Origin of the sequence: Mycobacterium sp. 852014-52450_SCH5900713, assembly GCF_001667075.1 — a bacterium.
GTDB lineage: Bacteria > Actinomycetota > Actinomycetes > Mycobacteriales > Mycobacteriaceae > Mycobacterium.
In genome coordinates, this window is sequence record NZ_LZIL01000073.1 from 16860 (window position 1) to 31561 (window position 14702).

At 67.1% G+C, this 14702-nt stretch carries 16 protein-coding genes; 3 read left to right on the forward strand and 13 right to left on the reverse strand.

Annotation, left to right across the window (positions count from 1 at the left end; translation table 11 throughout):
* Positions 1–230: 230 nt before the first annotated feature.
* The 9 genes from A5773_RS22150 to bfr all read right to left on the reverse strand — a co-directional run bounded on the left by A5773_RS22150 (position 231) and on the right by bfr (position 9862).
* A complete protein-coding gene (locus A5773_RS22150; protein WP_066954303.1) occupies positions 231–665 on the reverse strand; it encodes an SRPBCC family protein in 435 nt (144 codons plus the stop codon).
* The gene (locus A5773_RS22155; RefSeq protein ID WP_067263188.1) at positions 665–1498 is read right to left on the reverse strand and encodes a lysophospholipid acyltransferase family protein; all 834 of its coding nucleotides are present in this window, start codon (positions 1496–1498) and stop codon (positions 665–667) included. Before A5773_RS22155 ends, A5773_RS22150 begins: the two co-directional genes overlap by 1 nt.
* Before the next feature lie 31 nt (positions 1499–1529).
* Positions 1530–2648, reverse strand: a complete 1119-nt coding sequence (locus tag A5773_RS22160) for an amidohydrolase family protein (protein WP_067792597.1) — start codon at positions 2646–2648, stop codon at positions 1530–1532.
* The gene (locus A5773_RS22165) at positions 2645–3997 is read right to left on the reverse strand and encodes a glutamine synthetase family protein (protein WP_066954294.1); all 1353 of its coding nucleotides are present in this window, start codon (positions 3995–3997) and stop codon (positions 2645–2647) included. The genes A5773_RS22160 and A5773_RS22165 overlap by 4 nt, the downstream gene beginning before the upstream one ends.
* A gap of 41 nt (positions 3998–4038) precedes the next feature.
* The gene (locus A5773_RS22170) at positions 4039–4920 is read right to left on the reverse strand and encodes a TIGR03854 family LLM class F420-dependent oxidoreductase (RefSeq protein ID WP_067263194.1); all 882 of its coding nucleotides are present in this window, start codon (positions 4918–4920) and stop codon (positions 4039–4041) included.
* 120 nt (positions 4921–5040) lie between these two features.
* A complete protein-coding gene (locus A5773_RS22175) occupies positions 5041–5535 on the reverse strand; it encodes a carboxymuconolactone decarboxylase family protein (RefSeq protein WP_066954288.1) in 495 nt (164 codons plus the stop codon).
* A gap of 29 nt (positions 5536–5564) precedes the next feature.
* Complete coding sequence (locus tag A5773_RS22180) at positions 5565–7631, reverse strand: MDR family MFS transporter (RefSeq protein ID WP_066954285.1); 2067 nt, start codon at positions 7629–7631, stop codon at positions 5565–5567.
* Positions 7632–7737: 106 nt separating this feature from the next.
* Positions 7738–9267 carry an adenylate/guanylate cyclase domain-containing protein gene (locus tag A5773_RS22185; RefSeq protein WP_067263198.1) on the reverse strand — a complete coding sequence of 510 codons (1530 nt, stop codon included), beginning with the start codon at positions 9265–9267 and terminating at the stop codon, positions 7738–7740.
* Positions 9268–9382: 115 nt separating this feature from the next.
* On the reverse strand, positions 9383–9862 hold the full coding sequence (gene bfr, locus A5773_RS22190) for a bacterioferritin (protein ID WP_066954691.1): 480 nt from the start codon (positions 9860–9862) through the stop codon (positions 9383–9385).
* Positions 9863–10178: 316 nt separating this feature from the next.
* Here bfr and A5773_RS22195 point away from each other — a divergent pair, with 316 nt between their 5' ends.
* A complete protein-coding gene (locus A5773_RS22195) occupies positions 10179–10364 on the forward strand; it encodes a bacterioferritin-associated ferredoxin (RefSeq protein ID WP_066954279.1) in 186 nt (61 codons plus the stop codon).
* Here the strand turns inward: A5773_RS22195 and A5773_RS22200 are convergent.
* Genes A5773_RS22200 through A5773_RS22215 form a run of 4 tightly spaced genes read right to left on the reverse strand, consistent with a single transcriptional unit; the run spans position 10361 to position 13248 of the window.
* Positions 10361–11116 (reverse strand): enoyl-CoA hydratase/isomerase family protein, encoded by a 756-nt coding sequence (locus tag A5773_RS22200; protein ID WP_067263201.1) that lies wholly within the window; start codon positions 11114–11116, stop codon positions 10361–10363. The genes A5773_RS22195 and A5773_RS22200 overlap by 4 nt on opposite strands.
* An 18-nt stretch (positions 11117–11134) precedes the next feature.
* A complete protein-coding gene (locus A5773_RS22205; RefSeq protein WP_066954273.1) occupies positions 11135–11578 on the reverse strand; it encodes a TIGR03618 family F420-dependent PPOX class oxidoreductase in 444 nt (147 codons plus the stop codon).
* The gene (locus tag A5773_RS22210) at positions 11575–12285 is read right to left on the reverse strand and encodes an EthD domain-containing protein (protein WP_066954270.1); all 711 of its coding nucleotides are present in this window, start codon (positions 12283–12285) and stop codon (positions 11575–11577) included. Before A5773_RS22210 ends, A5773_RS22205 begins: the two co-directional genes overlap by 4 nt.
* 27 nt (positions 12286–12312) lie before the next feature.
* The gene (locus A5773_RS22215; protein WP_066954266.1) at positions 12313–13248 is read right to left on the reverse strand and encodes a hydrogen peroxide-inducible genes activator; all 936 of its coding nucleotides are present in this window, start codon (positions 13246–13248) and stop codon (positions 12313–12315) included.
* A 104-nt stretch (positions 13249–13352) separates the two neighbouring features.
* On the opposite strand from A5773_RS22215, the gene A5773_RS22220 reads away from it, so the two are divergent.
* Together A5773_RS22220 and A5773_RS22225 are read left to right on the forward strand one after the other, a co-directional pair.
* On the forward strand, positions 13353–13940 hold the full coding sequence (locus A5773_RS22220) for a peroxiredoxin (protein WP_067263206.1): 588 nt from the start codon (positions 13353–13355) through the stop codon (positions 13938–13940).
* Between the two features lie 28 nt (positions 13941–13968).
* Positions 13969–14505 carry an alkyl hydroperoxide reductase gene (locus tag A5773_RS22225; protein WP_066954260.1) on the forward strand — a complete coding sequence of 179 codons (537 nt, stop codon included), beginning with the start codon at positions 13969–13971 and terminating at the stop codon, positions 14503–14505.
* Positions 14506–14702: the final 197 nt, after the last annotated feature.

Here is a 14702-nt window from a genome sequence, read left to right on the forward strand (position 1 = left end):
GACCATCACAGCGCCTTGCGCAGCGCCGACGTCGCCAACCGCTATAAGTACTGTTGGGCGCCGCCGTGGCCGTGGCAGGCACCGCCGGCGATGACCGCGGCGACGGGAGTCGCTCGGAGCAACATGCTGCCAAACCCCTTTCGTGTTCGAAGTTTGGTGACGTTGCCCGATTCGTCGATCGGAGCGTAAGCCGCGCTGCGGTTGATCACACCGGAAATTGGAAAAATTGGCTACGACTCGGCCAACGTCCGGAGGCGTTTCAGGGTTCCGGCGAGCGTGCGTCCCACCTGGCGCACGGCGATTCGGTCCGCGATGTATCCGAGCAGCCCGCCCGGTGCCTGATACGACAGTCTGAACGTCACCTTCGTGCGGCCGTCGCGCGCGTCACGCAGTCGAATCCGCCCGCGCAGGGTGATGCCGGTGAGGCCCACGAAGGCCAGGTCGCGGTCGTCGTCGAACTCGACGACTTCGATGAGCCCCCCGACCGGGACGGAGCCGATCTTCCAGTGGACGGTGTAGCGCGCGCCTACGCCGGTCGGTTTGTCGTTGGAGGACTCCCAGCGCTCCAGGTTGGTCATGAACGACGGGTAGCAGTCCGGGTCGCTGACGATCTTCCAGACCGCGGAACGGTCGGCGTTGATGACGCAACAGCGTTCGACGCGCATCAGCCGATCACCGGGAATCGCCGCTCGGCGGCCAGCCGGTCGACGCCGCCCTGCAGGCTGGCCATCACCTTGTCGTGCACCGCCTGGTCGTCACCATCGACCTCGATCGGGTGTTGGACCTCGATCACGATCTTGGTGGGCAACGGGAGATGCCCCGCCAGGTCGCTGACGTTGAGACCCCAGGGCAGCGCCAGCGATATCGGGATGCTTTTGAGCCGGAGCAACTTGTCGGCCATCAGCAGCTTGGCCAACCACTGCCCGCGGTTGAGGAACAATGCGCTTTCCTGCCCACCGACGCTGGCGACGGGCACGATCGGCACTCCGGCCTCGCGGGCCAGCTTGACGTAACCCATGCGCCCGCCGAAGTCGACTTTGTGGCGCTCCCACGAGGGCCGAAACACCTCGTAGTCGCCCCCGGGGTAGACCAGCAGCGCGGCCCCGGAATCCAATGCGAGACGGGCGTTTTCGGGGTTGGCGGCAACGGTGCCGAATTTGCGCAGCCAGCCCAGCGGCGGTGCGGACACCACGAGGTTGTGGGCCAACTGGTAGAAGGGCCGCTCGACGCCGAAATAGGAGCAGAACGCCAGCGTGAAGACGAAGGTGTCGGGTGGCACGTTGCCACCGCTGTGATTGCCGACCAGCAGTACCGGCCCCTCGGCGGGAATGCGATCCATGCCCCGCACGTCCGCGCGGAAATAGAGCGACGCGAGCAGCCAGGTGCCCGGGAGCTGGTCGCGAATGTAGTCGGGGTCGCGCTGGTCGAGATCCGCCTTGGGCACCCACGACACGACCTTGTCGCGGGCCCACTCCAAGACGCCCTTCGCGGTCGACATAACGGGCCGTATACCCCGGCTTCACCGGGGGTCAAACGCGGTAGAGAACTGCGGCGTTGTCGTGAGCGATCAGGTCGACCACCCGGATGGCGTCGCTCTCGCTCCAGTCGTCATTGACCACGAATTCCCGCAATGCGCGATGAATGCCGCTGCGCCACAAAGCCGCGCCGAGGAAGTGGAGTTCCGCGGGGCCGAACCCGTCCGAGGAGTAGAGGATCTTGCGGAAGGGGGCCAGCTCCAGCAGCCGGGCGATGAACGCACCGGACCGCGCGCCCAGCTGATTCACACTCAACCCACCGTCGAGGTAGACGTTGTTGAAGGCCTGTGCCAGGTATCCCGCCTCGCGCTCGTAGGGGTAGCAGTGCAACAAGACGATTGGGGTGTCCCCGGACTGCCGCAGGAAGTCGAGCAACAGCATCGGGTTGGTCTTGTGCAGATCGCAGTCGCGGTCGCCGAGGCCGACATGGAATTGTAGGGGTTTGCCCAGCCTCAGCGCCTGATGCAACCCGAAACGCAGCAGCACCCGATCCTGTAATCGGGTGCCGCCGCGGTCGCGCCATCGGGCGGCCGCGTCGGCGACCTGCGACGGCGACGGCTCGCTCAGATCGCCGCCGAACCCGCCCCGGTAGGCCAGGATCGACTTGGTGCCGACCGCCGTCGCCGCGCGCCGCCGCAAAATGTCCTCGAAGGCCGCCGCGTAGTCGCCCGGCGCCTGCGCGGCCTGCTCGGCGATCTGCTCGAGGCGAATCACCTCGTAAGCGCGGCCGCCGGACAGTTCGGCCATGCCGGCCGGACCGGCGGTGCCGGCGTCGATCCCGGTGTCCACCAGCCAGTCGCTCACTCCCGCGGCCGGCAGGAACATGCGGGCCAGCTCGGGCTCGCTGAACTGGCTGCGGCGCTCCCAATAAGATTGCGGGTCAACGTGTCTGGCCAGCCCGAGGATGGGACCGCAGTGCGCGCGCACGGCGAAGCCGAGTTGCGAGTCGAACCCCGGCCCCACGATGGGTTCGGTGTTGGCCTCGTTGAGCCCGTTCTCGAACCGTTGCCGATCCCCCGCCGTCAGCCAGCAACCGTGGACGTGTTGATCGATCAGCCGCACTTCACCGATGTGCAGCTCCAGGGCGTCGGACGTCGTCGCGTGCCCCGTCACAGGCTCCAGGCCATCCGGAATTTGTCCGCTAGTTGCTCGGTGTCGAGGTCGCCGTATCGCTCGTGTTCCAGGCGGCGCACGGCGACCACCATGTCGACCGCCGGATCGCCGAGAATGCCGCGCAGCAGCTCCGAATTATCCAGCGCCGCAATCACTTCGGGCTGTCCTCTGGCGAGGCTGACGACATCGTCGCGCTCGCGGTCGGAATCGGACAGGGTCGCCGGGTCGATCGTGATCTCCGGCGGCAAGCTCGCCTGACGCTTGATTCCATCGAGCGCCAGCCCAAGGATCGCCGCGGAGGCCAGGTACGGGTTGGCGGAGGGATCGACGATCTTGACTTCGACGTTCCCGCCACGCGGATTCCCGGGCCCGCCCGTGATGAACCGCACCGCCGCCTCGCGGTTCTCGGTTCCCCAGCACGCGTACGCGCCGGCCCAGTTGCCCGGGCGCATCCGCAAGCCGGACACGATCGACCCGCACAACACGCCCTGCGCAGCCGGCAGTCCGCCGACCAGCCCTGCCACCGCGCTCTCCCCCGCCGCCGTCATGCCGTGGGCGCTGGCGCCGTCGGAGAACAGCGGGCCATCCGTTGTAGTCAGCGAGAAATGTTGGTGGGCACCGGATCCCACGCCGCCCGCGAAGGGCGCAGGCGACAGGCTGATGCGAACCCCGTGGCGGCGGGCCACCCGCCCGATGACGAGCCGCAACAGCACCAGGTGGTCGGCGGCGGCCACCGGGGATTGTGGCGCCAGGGAGAGTTCGAACTGGTTGGCGCCGTACTCGGGATGAAACTGCTCGATCGCGATGCCCGCCGCCGCCGCCGACCGGGTGACGTCCCGGACGAACGCTTCGTGCTCGAGGATGCCGGCGAGGCCATACTGCGCCCACAACGTCGACGGGAGGCGGCCGCCGTCCGGGGCGACCAAGAGGAATTCCACCTCGTGTCCGATCATCGCCTCGATCCCGGCTTCGGTGAGCGCGGCTTCGACCCGGCCGAGCGTGCCGCGGGCGCAGGCTGGAACGGGTGTGCCGTCTTGGGAGAAAAACGCGGCGGGCGCCCACGCGAGCCCGTCGCCGGCGATGCGCAGGGCCGACACGTCGATGCGCAGGCGCTGGTCCCCGATGACGCCGACGTCGGGGGTGAAGGCGATGCCGCTCTGGTCGATCGCGAAGGCGTGCCACGAGGGGCTCGCGCCGAGACCGGGATCCGCGAACGCGTTGGTCCGCCGGATCGGAACGGTCTTGGCAAGGGTGAGCCCGGCGGAATTCACGACGGTGCCGATGACGGTGTCGACGCCCTCGGCCTCCAGCTGGGCGATCCCCGCGGCCGCAAGCGGTGTGCCGGTCATGGCAGTCATTGTGCAGGCTCGAGCCGCCCTGGCTGACGAATTCAGTTCTGGCGGGCGATCAGCTCGGCGACGAACCGATCGAGGAAGCCCTCGATGGGAGCGCCGCCCGCCGGCCGGATGACGAATTTCGTCAGGCCCGCATCGATGTAGGCGTCGAGTTGGCGGTGCAGGTGATCCCATCCGGTGGCGATCAGCTCGGCGGGGTCAACGTCGGGGCGACGCTTGCGGGCTGCAGCCGCCAGCTCCGGGGGCAAGTCGCCTTCTGTCACGGCCAATGAGATCCCGAAATGGTCGGGGTCTATCTGCCGGCCCGCTTGCGCCGCGGCTCGTTCGATCGCCTCACGGCCGGCCCGCGCCTCCTCGGGGGTCAGGAAACTGCCCAGCCAGCCGTCGCCGAGCGCGCCGATCCGCCGAAAGGCCCCGGGCGCCGAACCGGCCAACCAGATGTCCAGCGGCGGGTTGGGCCGCGGCATCACGGAAGCCCCGTTGACCGTGAAATATCGGCCCGTGTAGCTGGCCGAATCGTCGGCCAGCGCCGAGCGCAGCACCCGCAGCGACTCATCGAACACCGCGGCCCGCTCTCCGTCGGGGACCACGAACACCTCGCGTTCGGCCGGAATCGCGGACCGCAGCCCGAAGACGGGAAGGACCCGCTTCGGCGCGACCGCCGCCAACGAAGCCAGTTGTTTGGCGACCAGTACCGGATGCCGCCCGGGAAGCACGGCCACCGAGGTGCCGACCTTCAACCGCGTCGTCCTGGCGAGGGCGTAGGCCATGCCGACCACCGGATCGACCGCCGGGGAGTAGACCAGCTCAGAGAACCACAGCGAATCCACTCCAGTGGCCTCCAGCCGATCCACGATGGTGGCCAACCGATCCGGAGCGGTGTCCGCGCCCAACCCGACGCCGAAGCGAATCTTCATCCATGGCGCAACACCGTGGTGCCGCCTTTTGTGCCCGCGAAACATAAACCGCTGAGACGTTTTCCGGCGTGTCGTCGCTGACGTTCATGTGTCGCGCGGAAATGCCCGCGGCGAGAAGGGCTATGCGCGGCTGGGAATGGTCAGCTTGCAGGCTTGGCCGATGTCGAGGGTCCGCAACACTCGACCCATGCCGACCCATAGCGCGCACGACAGGGCCAAGTCGGCCAGCAGCTCGTCGGAGAAGTGCTCGGAGCAACGGCTCCAGAAGTCCTCGTCGTCGCGCAGGGCGGTGTGATCGCTGGCGAATCGGTCCGCGAACTCGGCGGCCAGCCGCTCCTGCTCGCTGTAGCCGGGCCAGGTGCGCCACTCCTGGGCGTGGTCGTACAGCTCTTCGTCGACTCCGGCGGCGGGCCCGTCCTCGTCGCGGGTGTTGACGCAGACGACGCACTCGTTGCGGTGTGCGATCACGGCGCGGGCCAGTTCGCGCGTGCGCAGCGGCAACCGGTTCTTGGTGTAAACCGCGTTGCTGAAACCGCCAAGCGCGCCGCCGATGTCAGGTGACTTCACAAACCAGCCGGCCAGGTCGTCGTCGGCAAATGTTCCGATTCGGCTCATGGCGTGATGGTACGCCCGGAGCGCCCGTCTCAGGGTGCGGGCACCGGGATCTTCGTGGTGGGACGGTCGTCGTTCCAGTCCCGTTGCGCGAGAACGCGGCCCGCGACTCGATTCAGCGCCGCTTCGACGACGCGACGATCCGGTCGTCCGTCGAATCCCGGTGACCGGGCGAGCTTGTCGACCAGCCAGCCCACCAGCAGCGAGTGCACGTATTCCACCTGTTGGGCCCCCGCGGGGGTCAGCCACATCTGGTCGCCGTCGCCCCGGGCGTATCCGGTCGCGATCAGGCGCGAGAAGGTGGGCTCCAAGACCTCGAACGGTATCCGTAGGTAGTCGGCGATGTCGGTGAGCCTGGCCGTGCCATACATCTCCCCGTACCGGTTGATGCGCAGGACCCCCCACAATCCGGCCACGTCGAGTCGGCAGTCGGGTCGCATCGCGATGCTGCGCAATCGCATGCCAGGCACACCGCGCAGCATGCGTTCGACCGCGCCCTCCAGCATCTGGTCCGGTGTCTCGGTGTTTGGCATGCCGAACGCGTCGCCGAGATCGATTGTGCTGTCGTGCATTTCCCGCAGCGGGACCTCCCGCAGGAACAACGCCAGGACGAACCCCGCCAGCGCGACCGGAACCGCCCAGAGGAATACGTGGGTGAGCGACTCGGCGTAGGCGGCGACGATCGGAGCGGCCGCCTGGCGGGGCAACCGGTGCAACGCCTCCGGCGACGCGGCGGCCGCGGCCGGCGCGCGGCTGGCCACCAGCGCCGGGCCGATCCGGCTGTGCAGGAAATTGGTGAACAGTGACCCGAAGATGGCGGCGCCGAACGAGCTTCCGATCGTGCGGAAGAAGGTGACGCCGGAGGTCGCGACGCCGAGGTCGTCGAAGTCCACCGTGTTTTGCACGATCAGGACAAGGGTCTGCATGCACATCCCGATCCCGGCGCCGAGGATGACCAGGAACAGCGATTGAACCAAGACCGACGTCGACGGGTCCATCCGCGACATCAGAAAGAACGCCAGCGCCATGACGGCGGTGCCGGCGACCGGAAAGACTTTGTATCTGCCCGTGCGGCCGACGATGACACCACTGCCCATCGAGGTGGTCAGCATCCCGATCACCATCGGCAACGTGCGCAGGCCCGACGTGGTGGCCGAGACGCCGTCGACGAACTGCATGTACGTCGGCAGGAACGTCAGGGCGCCCAGCATCGCGAAACCGACTACGAAGGACAAGACGCAGCACACCGTGAACACCGGACTGCCGAACAGCCGGGTCGGCAGGATCGGCGCGGCGGCGCGGCTTTCCACCCAGGCGAAGGCGCACAACGCGATCGCCGAGCCGACAAACAGCCCGATGATCATGGGCGATCCCCACGGGTAGGTGGTCCCGCCCCAGCTGGTGGCCAGTGTCAGCCCCGAGGCGCCCAGGCCGACGAACAGGATGCCGGTGTAGTCGATGACCGGTTTGGTGCGGTTGGACAGCGCCGGGATGGCGGCGGCCGCCACGAAGAAGACCACGACCGAGATCGGCACGTTGATCCAGAACGCCCAGCGCCAGGTGAAGTGGTCGGTGAAGTAGCCCCCGAGCAAGGGACCGATCACGGTGGTGACGCCGAATACTGCGCCCATCGCACCCTGGTAGCGGCCGCGGTCCCGCAGCGGGATCACCTCGCCGATCAGCGCCATGGCGGTCACCATGAGCCCGCCGCCGCCGATGCCTTGCAGCGCGCGCGACGCGACCAGCATGCCCATCGAACTCGAGAGCCCACACAGCACCGATCCGGCGACGAAGAACACGACGGCCGCCTGGAACACCCGCTTGCGGCCGAACAGGTCACCGAACTTGCCGACGAGGGCGGTGATGATGGTCGAGGCGAGCAGGTAGCTGGTGACAACCCACGATTGATGGCCCGCGCCACCAAGATTGGCGACGATGGTTGGCAATGCGGTCGCCACGATCGTCTGGTCCAGCGCGGCCATCAGCATGCCGAGCAGGATCGCCACGAAGATGAAATTGCGTCGCTGCGGGTCGACCGACGCGCTGCCCGGCGCGGCGTCCGTCGATGAACCGCCTCGAATTGCTGCTGGGCTCGTCATGCCTGCCTTCCGTCGGCGACCGTTGCTCAGGGATGCCCACGGTTAACCAAAGGCAATCTAACCGCGCAGCAACGGGGCCCGCGGAGGCGAATCCCCTAGCCGCCGGCTAGCGACAATCAACCCGCGCGTCGGTCTCTTGCTGGAGGCTGAAGACCTGCACGGGGGCTGACTTACCTTTCAGGGCGTGGGACCCCCGGTCGATCAGCGCCGGCGGCCGAGAACTCAGGGCGTCGACGCACTGCCGAGTGAGAAGGATTGCGTCGCCGGTGGTCTTGGTTAGTTGCTCGACGCGGGCAGCGACGTTGACGGTGTCACCGATCAGGGTGAACTCCAACTTGCCGCCGCCGCCGATGGTGCCGGCGATCACCGTGCCGGTATTGATGCCGATGCCGATCCGAAGCGTGCCGCCGAATCGCGCGGCGACACGGCGGTGGATCAGCACCGCGGCGCCCACCGCGGCGTCGGCATGCTCCGCAAGGTCGTTGGGCGCGCCGAACACCGCTAGTGCACCGTCGCCGAGGAACTTATTGACGTGCCCACCGGCGTCGACGACGGCAGGCACCACGATCTCGAACAGGGCATTGAGGCGGGCCACCGTGTCTTCGGCGGTATGTGTCTCGGCGAACGGCGTGAAGTCGCGGATGTCGACGAACATCACCGACACCTCGCGGCGTTCTCCGGTGAACATATCGTCGCCCTGCTCCAGCAGGCGTGCAGCCAGGGCCGGATCGACGTATGTCCCGAACGCGGCGTGAAGTCGTTGCCGCTCGGCCAATCCCGCTTGCATGCGGTTGAAGGACGCCGCCAGTGCGCCGAGATCGTCGTCTTGAACCACCGGCAGGCGTTGGCTGTAGTTGCCGGCCGCAACACGTTCGGTTCCTGCGGCAAGGTCGCGAAGGGGTTGCAGGGACGGGGCGAACGAGGCGCCGACGGTGAGCGGCACTGCGAAGAAAAGCACCAAGCCACAACCGATGACGACGATGAGGACCGGGGCCTCCCGGACCCGATCGATCGCGACTGCGAACAGCGCGCCGACGACGGCGAAAATGAACGCGGCCGCGAGCACGGACACGTTCGACCACGCGGCGAAAGTCGGGCGAGAGCGAGGCAGGGCGTCACCCATTCCGGTGTCTCCGGCGAGAGCGACCCTGGCGGGCCGCAGGGCCCCTTCGGGGTAGCTGTGCACAGCGATGAGCACCACCGAAGTTCCTGTGGCGGCGCCCAGGATCGCGAACTGGGCTAATCGTGGCCCGGTCGCCCCGGCGATCGCACCCACGACGAGGAATAACACGGCGATGAAAACACCATTGGCCCCCACCCCGCGGGGTCCGGCCGTCCGGCTCCACGCGTACGTGGCTTCCAGCGCCCTCGCCCGATCGACCTCGCGCCCGGCCGCCCACCGCTCAACAAGACGGCTCCCGCCCAGTCCGGGGAGATTGGTCACGTACACCATCACCAGCACGGTGCCAACGGTCACCGCGACCGCCTCGACGTAGCGATCGGACCGTTCGAACGCGACGATCAGCAACGAGAGCGTGAGGTAGACCGACAGCAACTCGGAGACGCTGACCGCATAGATCACCCACGAGTACCGCGTCCGGAACCGATTCCACGCCCACTGCCAGATGCGATCCATGCCGGGAGACTAATCGGCTGGCCACCTTGCCATCCGAGTTTGAACGTGGCGGCTTCGTCAGCCGGTCACGCCCGAGACCGCAGACGATTGCGACGCGGGCGGGCCTGACCGAGGCTTAGCTCGGCGGCCTCGAGACGCACTGCGCCGAGTAGAGCTCCACCCCGAGCTTGTCCATCAGCTCGAGTTGCGTCTCGAGGTAGTCGATGTGCTTTTCCTCGTCCGCCACGATCTCTTCCAGCAGATTGGCGCTGGTGGAGTCCTGCTTCTCGCGGCACATGATGATGCCGGGCTTGAGCCGGTCCATCACCTCGTACTCGATGGCCAGGTCGGCCTCGAACTGCTCGCGCAGCGTCTGGCCGATGCGCAGCGAGAACAGACGCTGGTAGTTGGGCAGCCCGTCGAGCAGCAGAATGCGATCGGTGATCGCTTCGGCGTGCCGCATCTCGTCGAAGGACTCGGCCCGGGTGTGCTCGGCGAGCTCGGTGAATCCCCAGTTGTCCTGCATCTTGGAGTGCAGGAAATATTGGTTGATCGCGGTGAGCTCGCCGGTCAACTGCTCGTTGAGCAGGCGCAAAACATCCGGATCCCCTTGCATGATCACTCCCCTACGGTGACGTGAAACGGCGGTCATTTCGTGGCTCCGGGCCGGGTGCGCTGGGCTGAACGCACCGTGCCGGGCCGTACCCGCACTTTGCCACGACGAGTGGCGATCTTCCAGCAAGGTATGGCTGTGCTCAGTGTGTGTTGCTTGCGGAGCGAGTGGGGCACGTTGCTAGCGACTAAGGTTAGACTGCGCTAACGAACTTAGGTTAGACTCAACTAATAACGCTGTCGGTTCGGAGGACGAAAGTGCGGTCGCTTGGCCACGCCGTCGACGAAGGGAATGTCGCCAGCATGCAGGGGATGCGCTGATGTACGTGTGCCTGTGTGTCGGCGTCACGAACCACACGGTGTCCGAGGTGGTCGCGCGCGGTGCCTCCACCTCCAAAGAGGTCGCGGCGGCGTGCGGGGCCGGCGGTGACTGCGGGCGTTGCAAGAGGACCCTGCGGGCGATCATCGCCGCGTCGGCAAATCTCGAGACCGCTCCGTCGCTTTAGCCCCGCGCTTTGTTGAAGTCCGCCAGGGCCGCCGCATTGGCCTGTGCGCCCATCAGTTCGGCGAAGTGAGCGTTTTCCCGCGCGGTGGCCGCCGCGATCTCCGGACGCACCGGTTCCATCATCGTGTGCTTGACCGCCATCAAGCTCGAAATGGGCCGACTGGCAAGGATTTCCGCGTGCCGACGGGCTTCGGGCAACAGGTCCTCGGGCTCGCAGACCCGCCAGACCAGGCCCATTCGCAACGCCTCGTCCGCATCGACCCACTCCGAGGACATCAACAGCCAGGCGGCATTCTGCCGGCCCACTAGCTGCGGCAGCAGATACGACGAGGCCGCTTCCGGCGCCACCCCCAGGCTGGTGAACGGACACTTGAGGCGGGCCGTCGACGACATGAAGGCCAGATCGGCGTAGCCCAGGATCGTGGCGCCGATGCCCACGCCCACACCGTTGACCGCACAGATGAGCGGCTTGGGGAACGCGCTCAGGGCGTCGATCAGTCCGACGAAACCGTGCTTGCCTGGCGTAAAATCCGGATCGGTGATGCGGGCCTGCATCTCGGCGAGGTCGGTACCGGCGCTGAAGCCGCGGCCCGCGCCGGTCAGCAGCACCACGGCGACCTCGGGGTCGTCAGCAGCGGCCAACAGCGCTTCGGCGGTCAGGTCGTACAGGACTTCGTCGAATGCGTTCAGTGCCTCGGGCCGGTTCAGCGTGAGGGTGCGCACCCGCTTTTCGTCATTGATCTGCAGCGTCACGGCTGCAGCCTAACGACGTCAGCCGTTGCTGTAGACGCGGGTGGGCACGATCAGCACGGCGGCGCGCCGCTCCCGTGCCATGACGCGGTCGTATTCGTCCCAGTCGTCGTGGGTGCCGCCGGCGGCGGTGAAAACCTCGCGCAGCAACAGCCGCAGCTGGTCGTCCGTAGCCAGCCAAGGCCGCGCGTCGTCGGGGCCGGCGAGCTCGGCGCGGCCCTCGACGGTCGCCCACTGCCATCCCGTGCGGAAGGTGACCGCCAGCTGCGGCCGAGCCCGGAGGTTGGCCAATTTGACCTTGCCGTAGGTGGTGAAGCCCAGCACCTCCTGGCCGCTTTCCGGATGCGGCAACAAACCAACGTTGACCAACGAAGCCTGCACCGTTCCGTCGGCCCGAACGGTGGACACCACCGCCAGGCCATTTTCCGCGGCGGCCAACGCCACGGCGTCACGCAGTGTTGTCATAAGAGTTCCTCGATGAACGGTGTCTTGAAGACGTAGCGGCTGGTGGGGACGGTGTCGATATTCTCGTTGGCGCCGAACGCCGTGGTGCTGGCGACCATTCGGCCCAGTCGGTCCTGCAGGTCGTTGTCGTCGGCGGCACCGAAGAACGCCTTGAGATCGGTGATCGCCTCCTTTGGGAACAACTCTTCGACGATGCCCGCGATTCCCGGTGCGTCCGGGGTGAGGGTGCGCACCACCCAGTTCTGGGTGTAGCCGAAGGTCGCCTGCGTCTCGATGGCCACTGAGGTGTGGTCGCGCTGCCACCGGGTCAGCCAGCTCTCCTGGTCCAGGCCGGCGGGCCGACGCAGCAGCGCAATGTTAGCCAATCCCGCGCTGCGAGAACCGGATTCGGTTACCGGTGCCCTGAGCGGGACCGACTCGGTCACCAGATAGGCGGCGAGTTGTTCGCATTCGGCCTCGAGCAGGGTCAGCGCTGCGGACATCTGCTCGCCGTAACACTGCTGGGTCCACATGCTCACCACCGACGCGACCGGCGGATCCAGTGTCGTGAGCGTCATCAGTGAATGGCGCACGGCGTCGTCGCGGACGTTGATCGACAACCCCGGCAGACCCAAATCCAACAGGGCGCGGGCGACCGGGCCCCGCTGGCGGGCGCACCACCCCTCGTCCGAATCGGCACGCATGAGGACGGCGATGACCTTTTCCATAGGCAGAACCTACCCGCGCCGGCCGCGCTATTTGACCAGCCGGACGGGATGTTCGCCGCTGATCAACTTGCCGATCATGTCCGCCAATCGCCGGTAGGACTCGTCACGGCCGCTCGACGAGCGGTACACCAACCCGATGCGCCGTCCTGGGCGGGGCGCGGCGAACTGCGCCAGCCCCAGGCGGCTTCTCGTCGCCTCGACCGGCACCGCACTCTGCGGGATCAGCGTCACCCCCAGGCCGCCGGTCACGCACTGCACCGCCGTCGCCAGCGACGCCGCCCGGGTATTGGCCAGCTCCGCTCGCACGCCCGCCTTGTGGCACACGTCGAGCGCCTGGTCGCGCAGGCAGTGCCCCTCGTCCAATAGCAGCAGGGGCAGGTCGGCCAGCGCCGTCGCCGGAACCCGCCGCTTTCCCGACAGCCGATGCCCAGGCGGTAGCGCGAGGACGAAATCCTCGTCGTAGATCGGGATCGCGGTGACGCCGCCGGCGTCGGCGGGCAGGGCGATGAGCGCCGCATCGAGCGCACCCTCGCGCAATACCGTCATCAGCCGTTCGGTCTGGTCTTCGGTCACCCGCAACGTCATTCCGGGGAACTGCTCGGCCAGGCCGGCCAGGACGGTCGGCAAGACGTAGGGCGCGACCGTCGGTATCAGTCCCAGCCGCATCCCGCCTCGCAGCGGATCGGATGAGCCCGAGGCGGCGGCGGTGAATGCGTCCACCGCCTCAATGACGGCCTGGGCGCGCGGAAGTAGCTCCGTGCCCTCCGCCGTCAAGAGGACACGCCGCGTCGAGCGCTCGATGAGCTGGGTGCCGAGCCCTGTCTCGAGCGCCGCAAGTGCCTGCGAAAGCGTGGACTGGCTGACTCCGAGAGTGGTTGCAGCGCCGCTGAATTGACGCTTTTCAGCGATCGCGGCGAACGCGCGGAGGCCGGCGATCGTCGGCTGATAAATCTTATCGGGCATACCGATAAGTATAGTGGGAAATATCACCTTTACTTCAGACCGGCCGAGCGGGCACCATGGGCAATGAAATTGCTAATCTTGAGTGAATCCAAATTAGGAGAGCCATGCCTTTGCTGACCGTCGGCGACCAGTTTCCCGACTACGAGCTCACCGCGCTGATCGCGGGCGATTTGTCCAAGGTCGACGCCAAGCAGCCCGAGGACTATTTCACCACCGTCACCAGTGAGGACCACGAAGGCAAGTGGCGCGTTGTGTTCTTCTGGCCCAAGGACTTCACCTTCGTGTGCCCGACCGAGATTGCCGCGTTCGGCAAGCTCAACGACGAGTTCGCCGACCGCGACGCGCAGGTCCTGGGCGTCTCGATCGACAGCGAATTCGTGCACTTCAACTGGCGCGCGCAGCACGAAGATCTGAAGAAGCTGCCCTTCCCCATGCTCTCGGACATCAAGCGTGAGCTGAGCCTGGCCACCGGCGTCCTCAACGCCGACGGTGTGGCGGACCGGGCAACCTTCCTGGTCGACCCCAACAACGAGATCCAATTCGTTTCGGTCACTGCCGGATCCGTCGGACGCAACGTCGAGGAAGTGCTGCGGGTCCTCGACGCCCTGCAGTCCGACGAGCTGTGCGCCTGCAACTGGCGCAAGGGCGACCCGACGCTGAATGCCGCCGAGCTGCTCAAGGCCTCGGCTTAGTCGCGTAGGGTCTGAACAGGGAGACGAGATGAGCGTAGAAAACCTCAAGGAAGCGCTGCCCGAGTACGCCAAGGACCTCAAGCTCAACCTCGGCTCGATCACGCGCACGACCGAGCTCAACGAGGAGCAGCTGTGGGGCACCCTGCTGGCGAGCGCCGCGGCGACGCGAAACACTCAGGTAATCACCGAGATCGGTGCCGAGGCGGCCGACATCCTGTCCGCCGAGGCGTACAACGCGGCGCTGGGCGCCGCATCGATCATGGGCATGAACAACGTGTTCTACCGTGGCCGGGGCTTTCTCGGCGGCAAGTACGACGACCTGCGTGCGGGATTGCGGATGAACATCATCGCCAATCCCGGCGTGGAGAAGGCGAACTTCGAGCTGTGGTCCTTCGCGGTGTCATCGATCAACGGATGCCCGGACTGCGTGGCCTCCCACGAACACACGCTGCGCGAGGCGGGAGTCTCCCGGGAAACCATCCAGGAGGCGCTGAAGGCCGCGGCCATCATTTCCGGCGTGGCACAAGCGATTGTCGCCGCCCAGACGCTGGCCACCGTCGGCTGACGCAGTGACGGCACCGGCCTGGGTAGAACACGCGATCTGGTGGCAGGTCTATCCGCTGGGGTTCGTCGGCGCCTTTCCTTCGTCGGAGCCGCCGCCCCCCGGGGGACACCCCCCGCGGGCGCGGCGCGGCAGGTGTGGACCACCCCGATCGCAAGGGGCCACCGGCGGTGGGGGGGGGCCCCGCAGAGGGGCGCCCC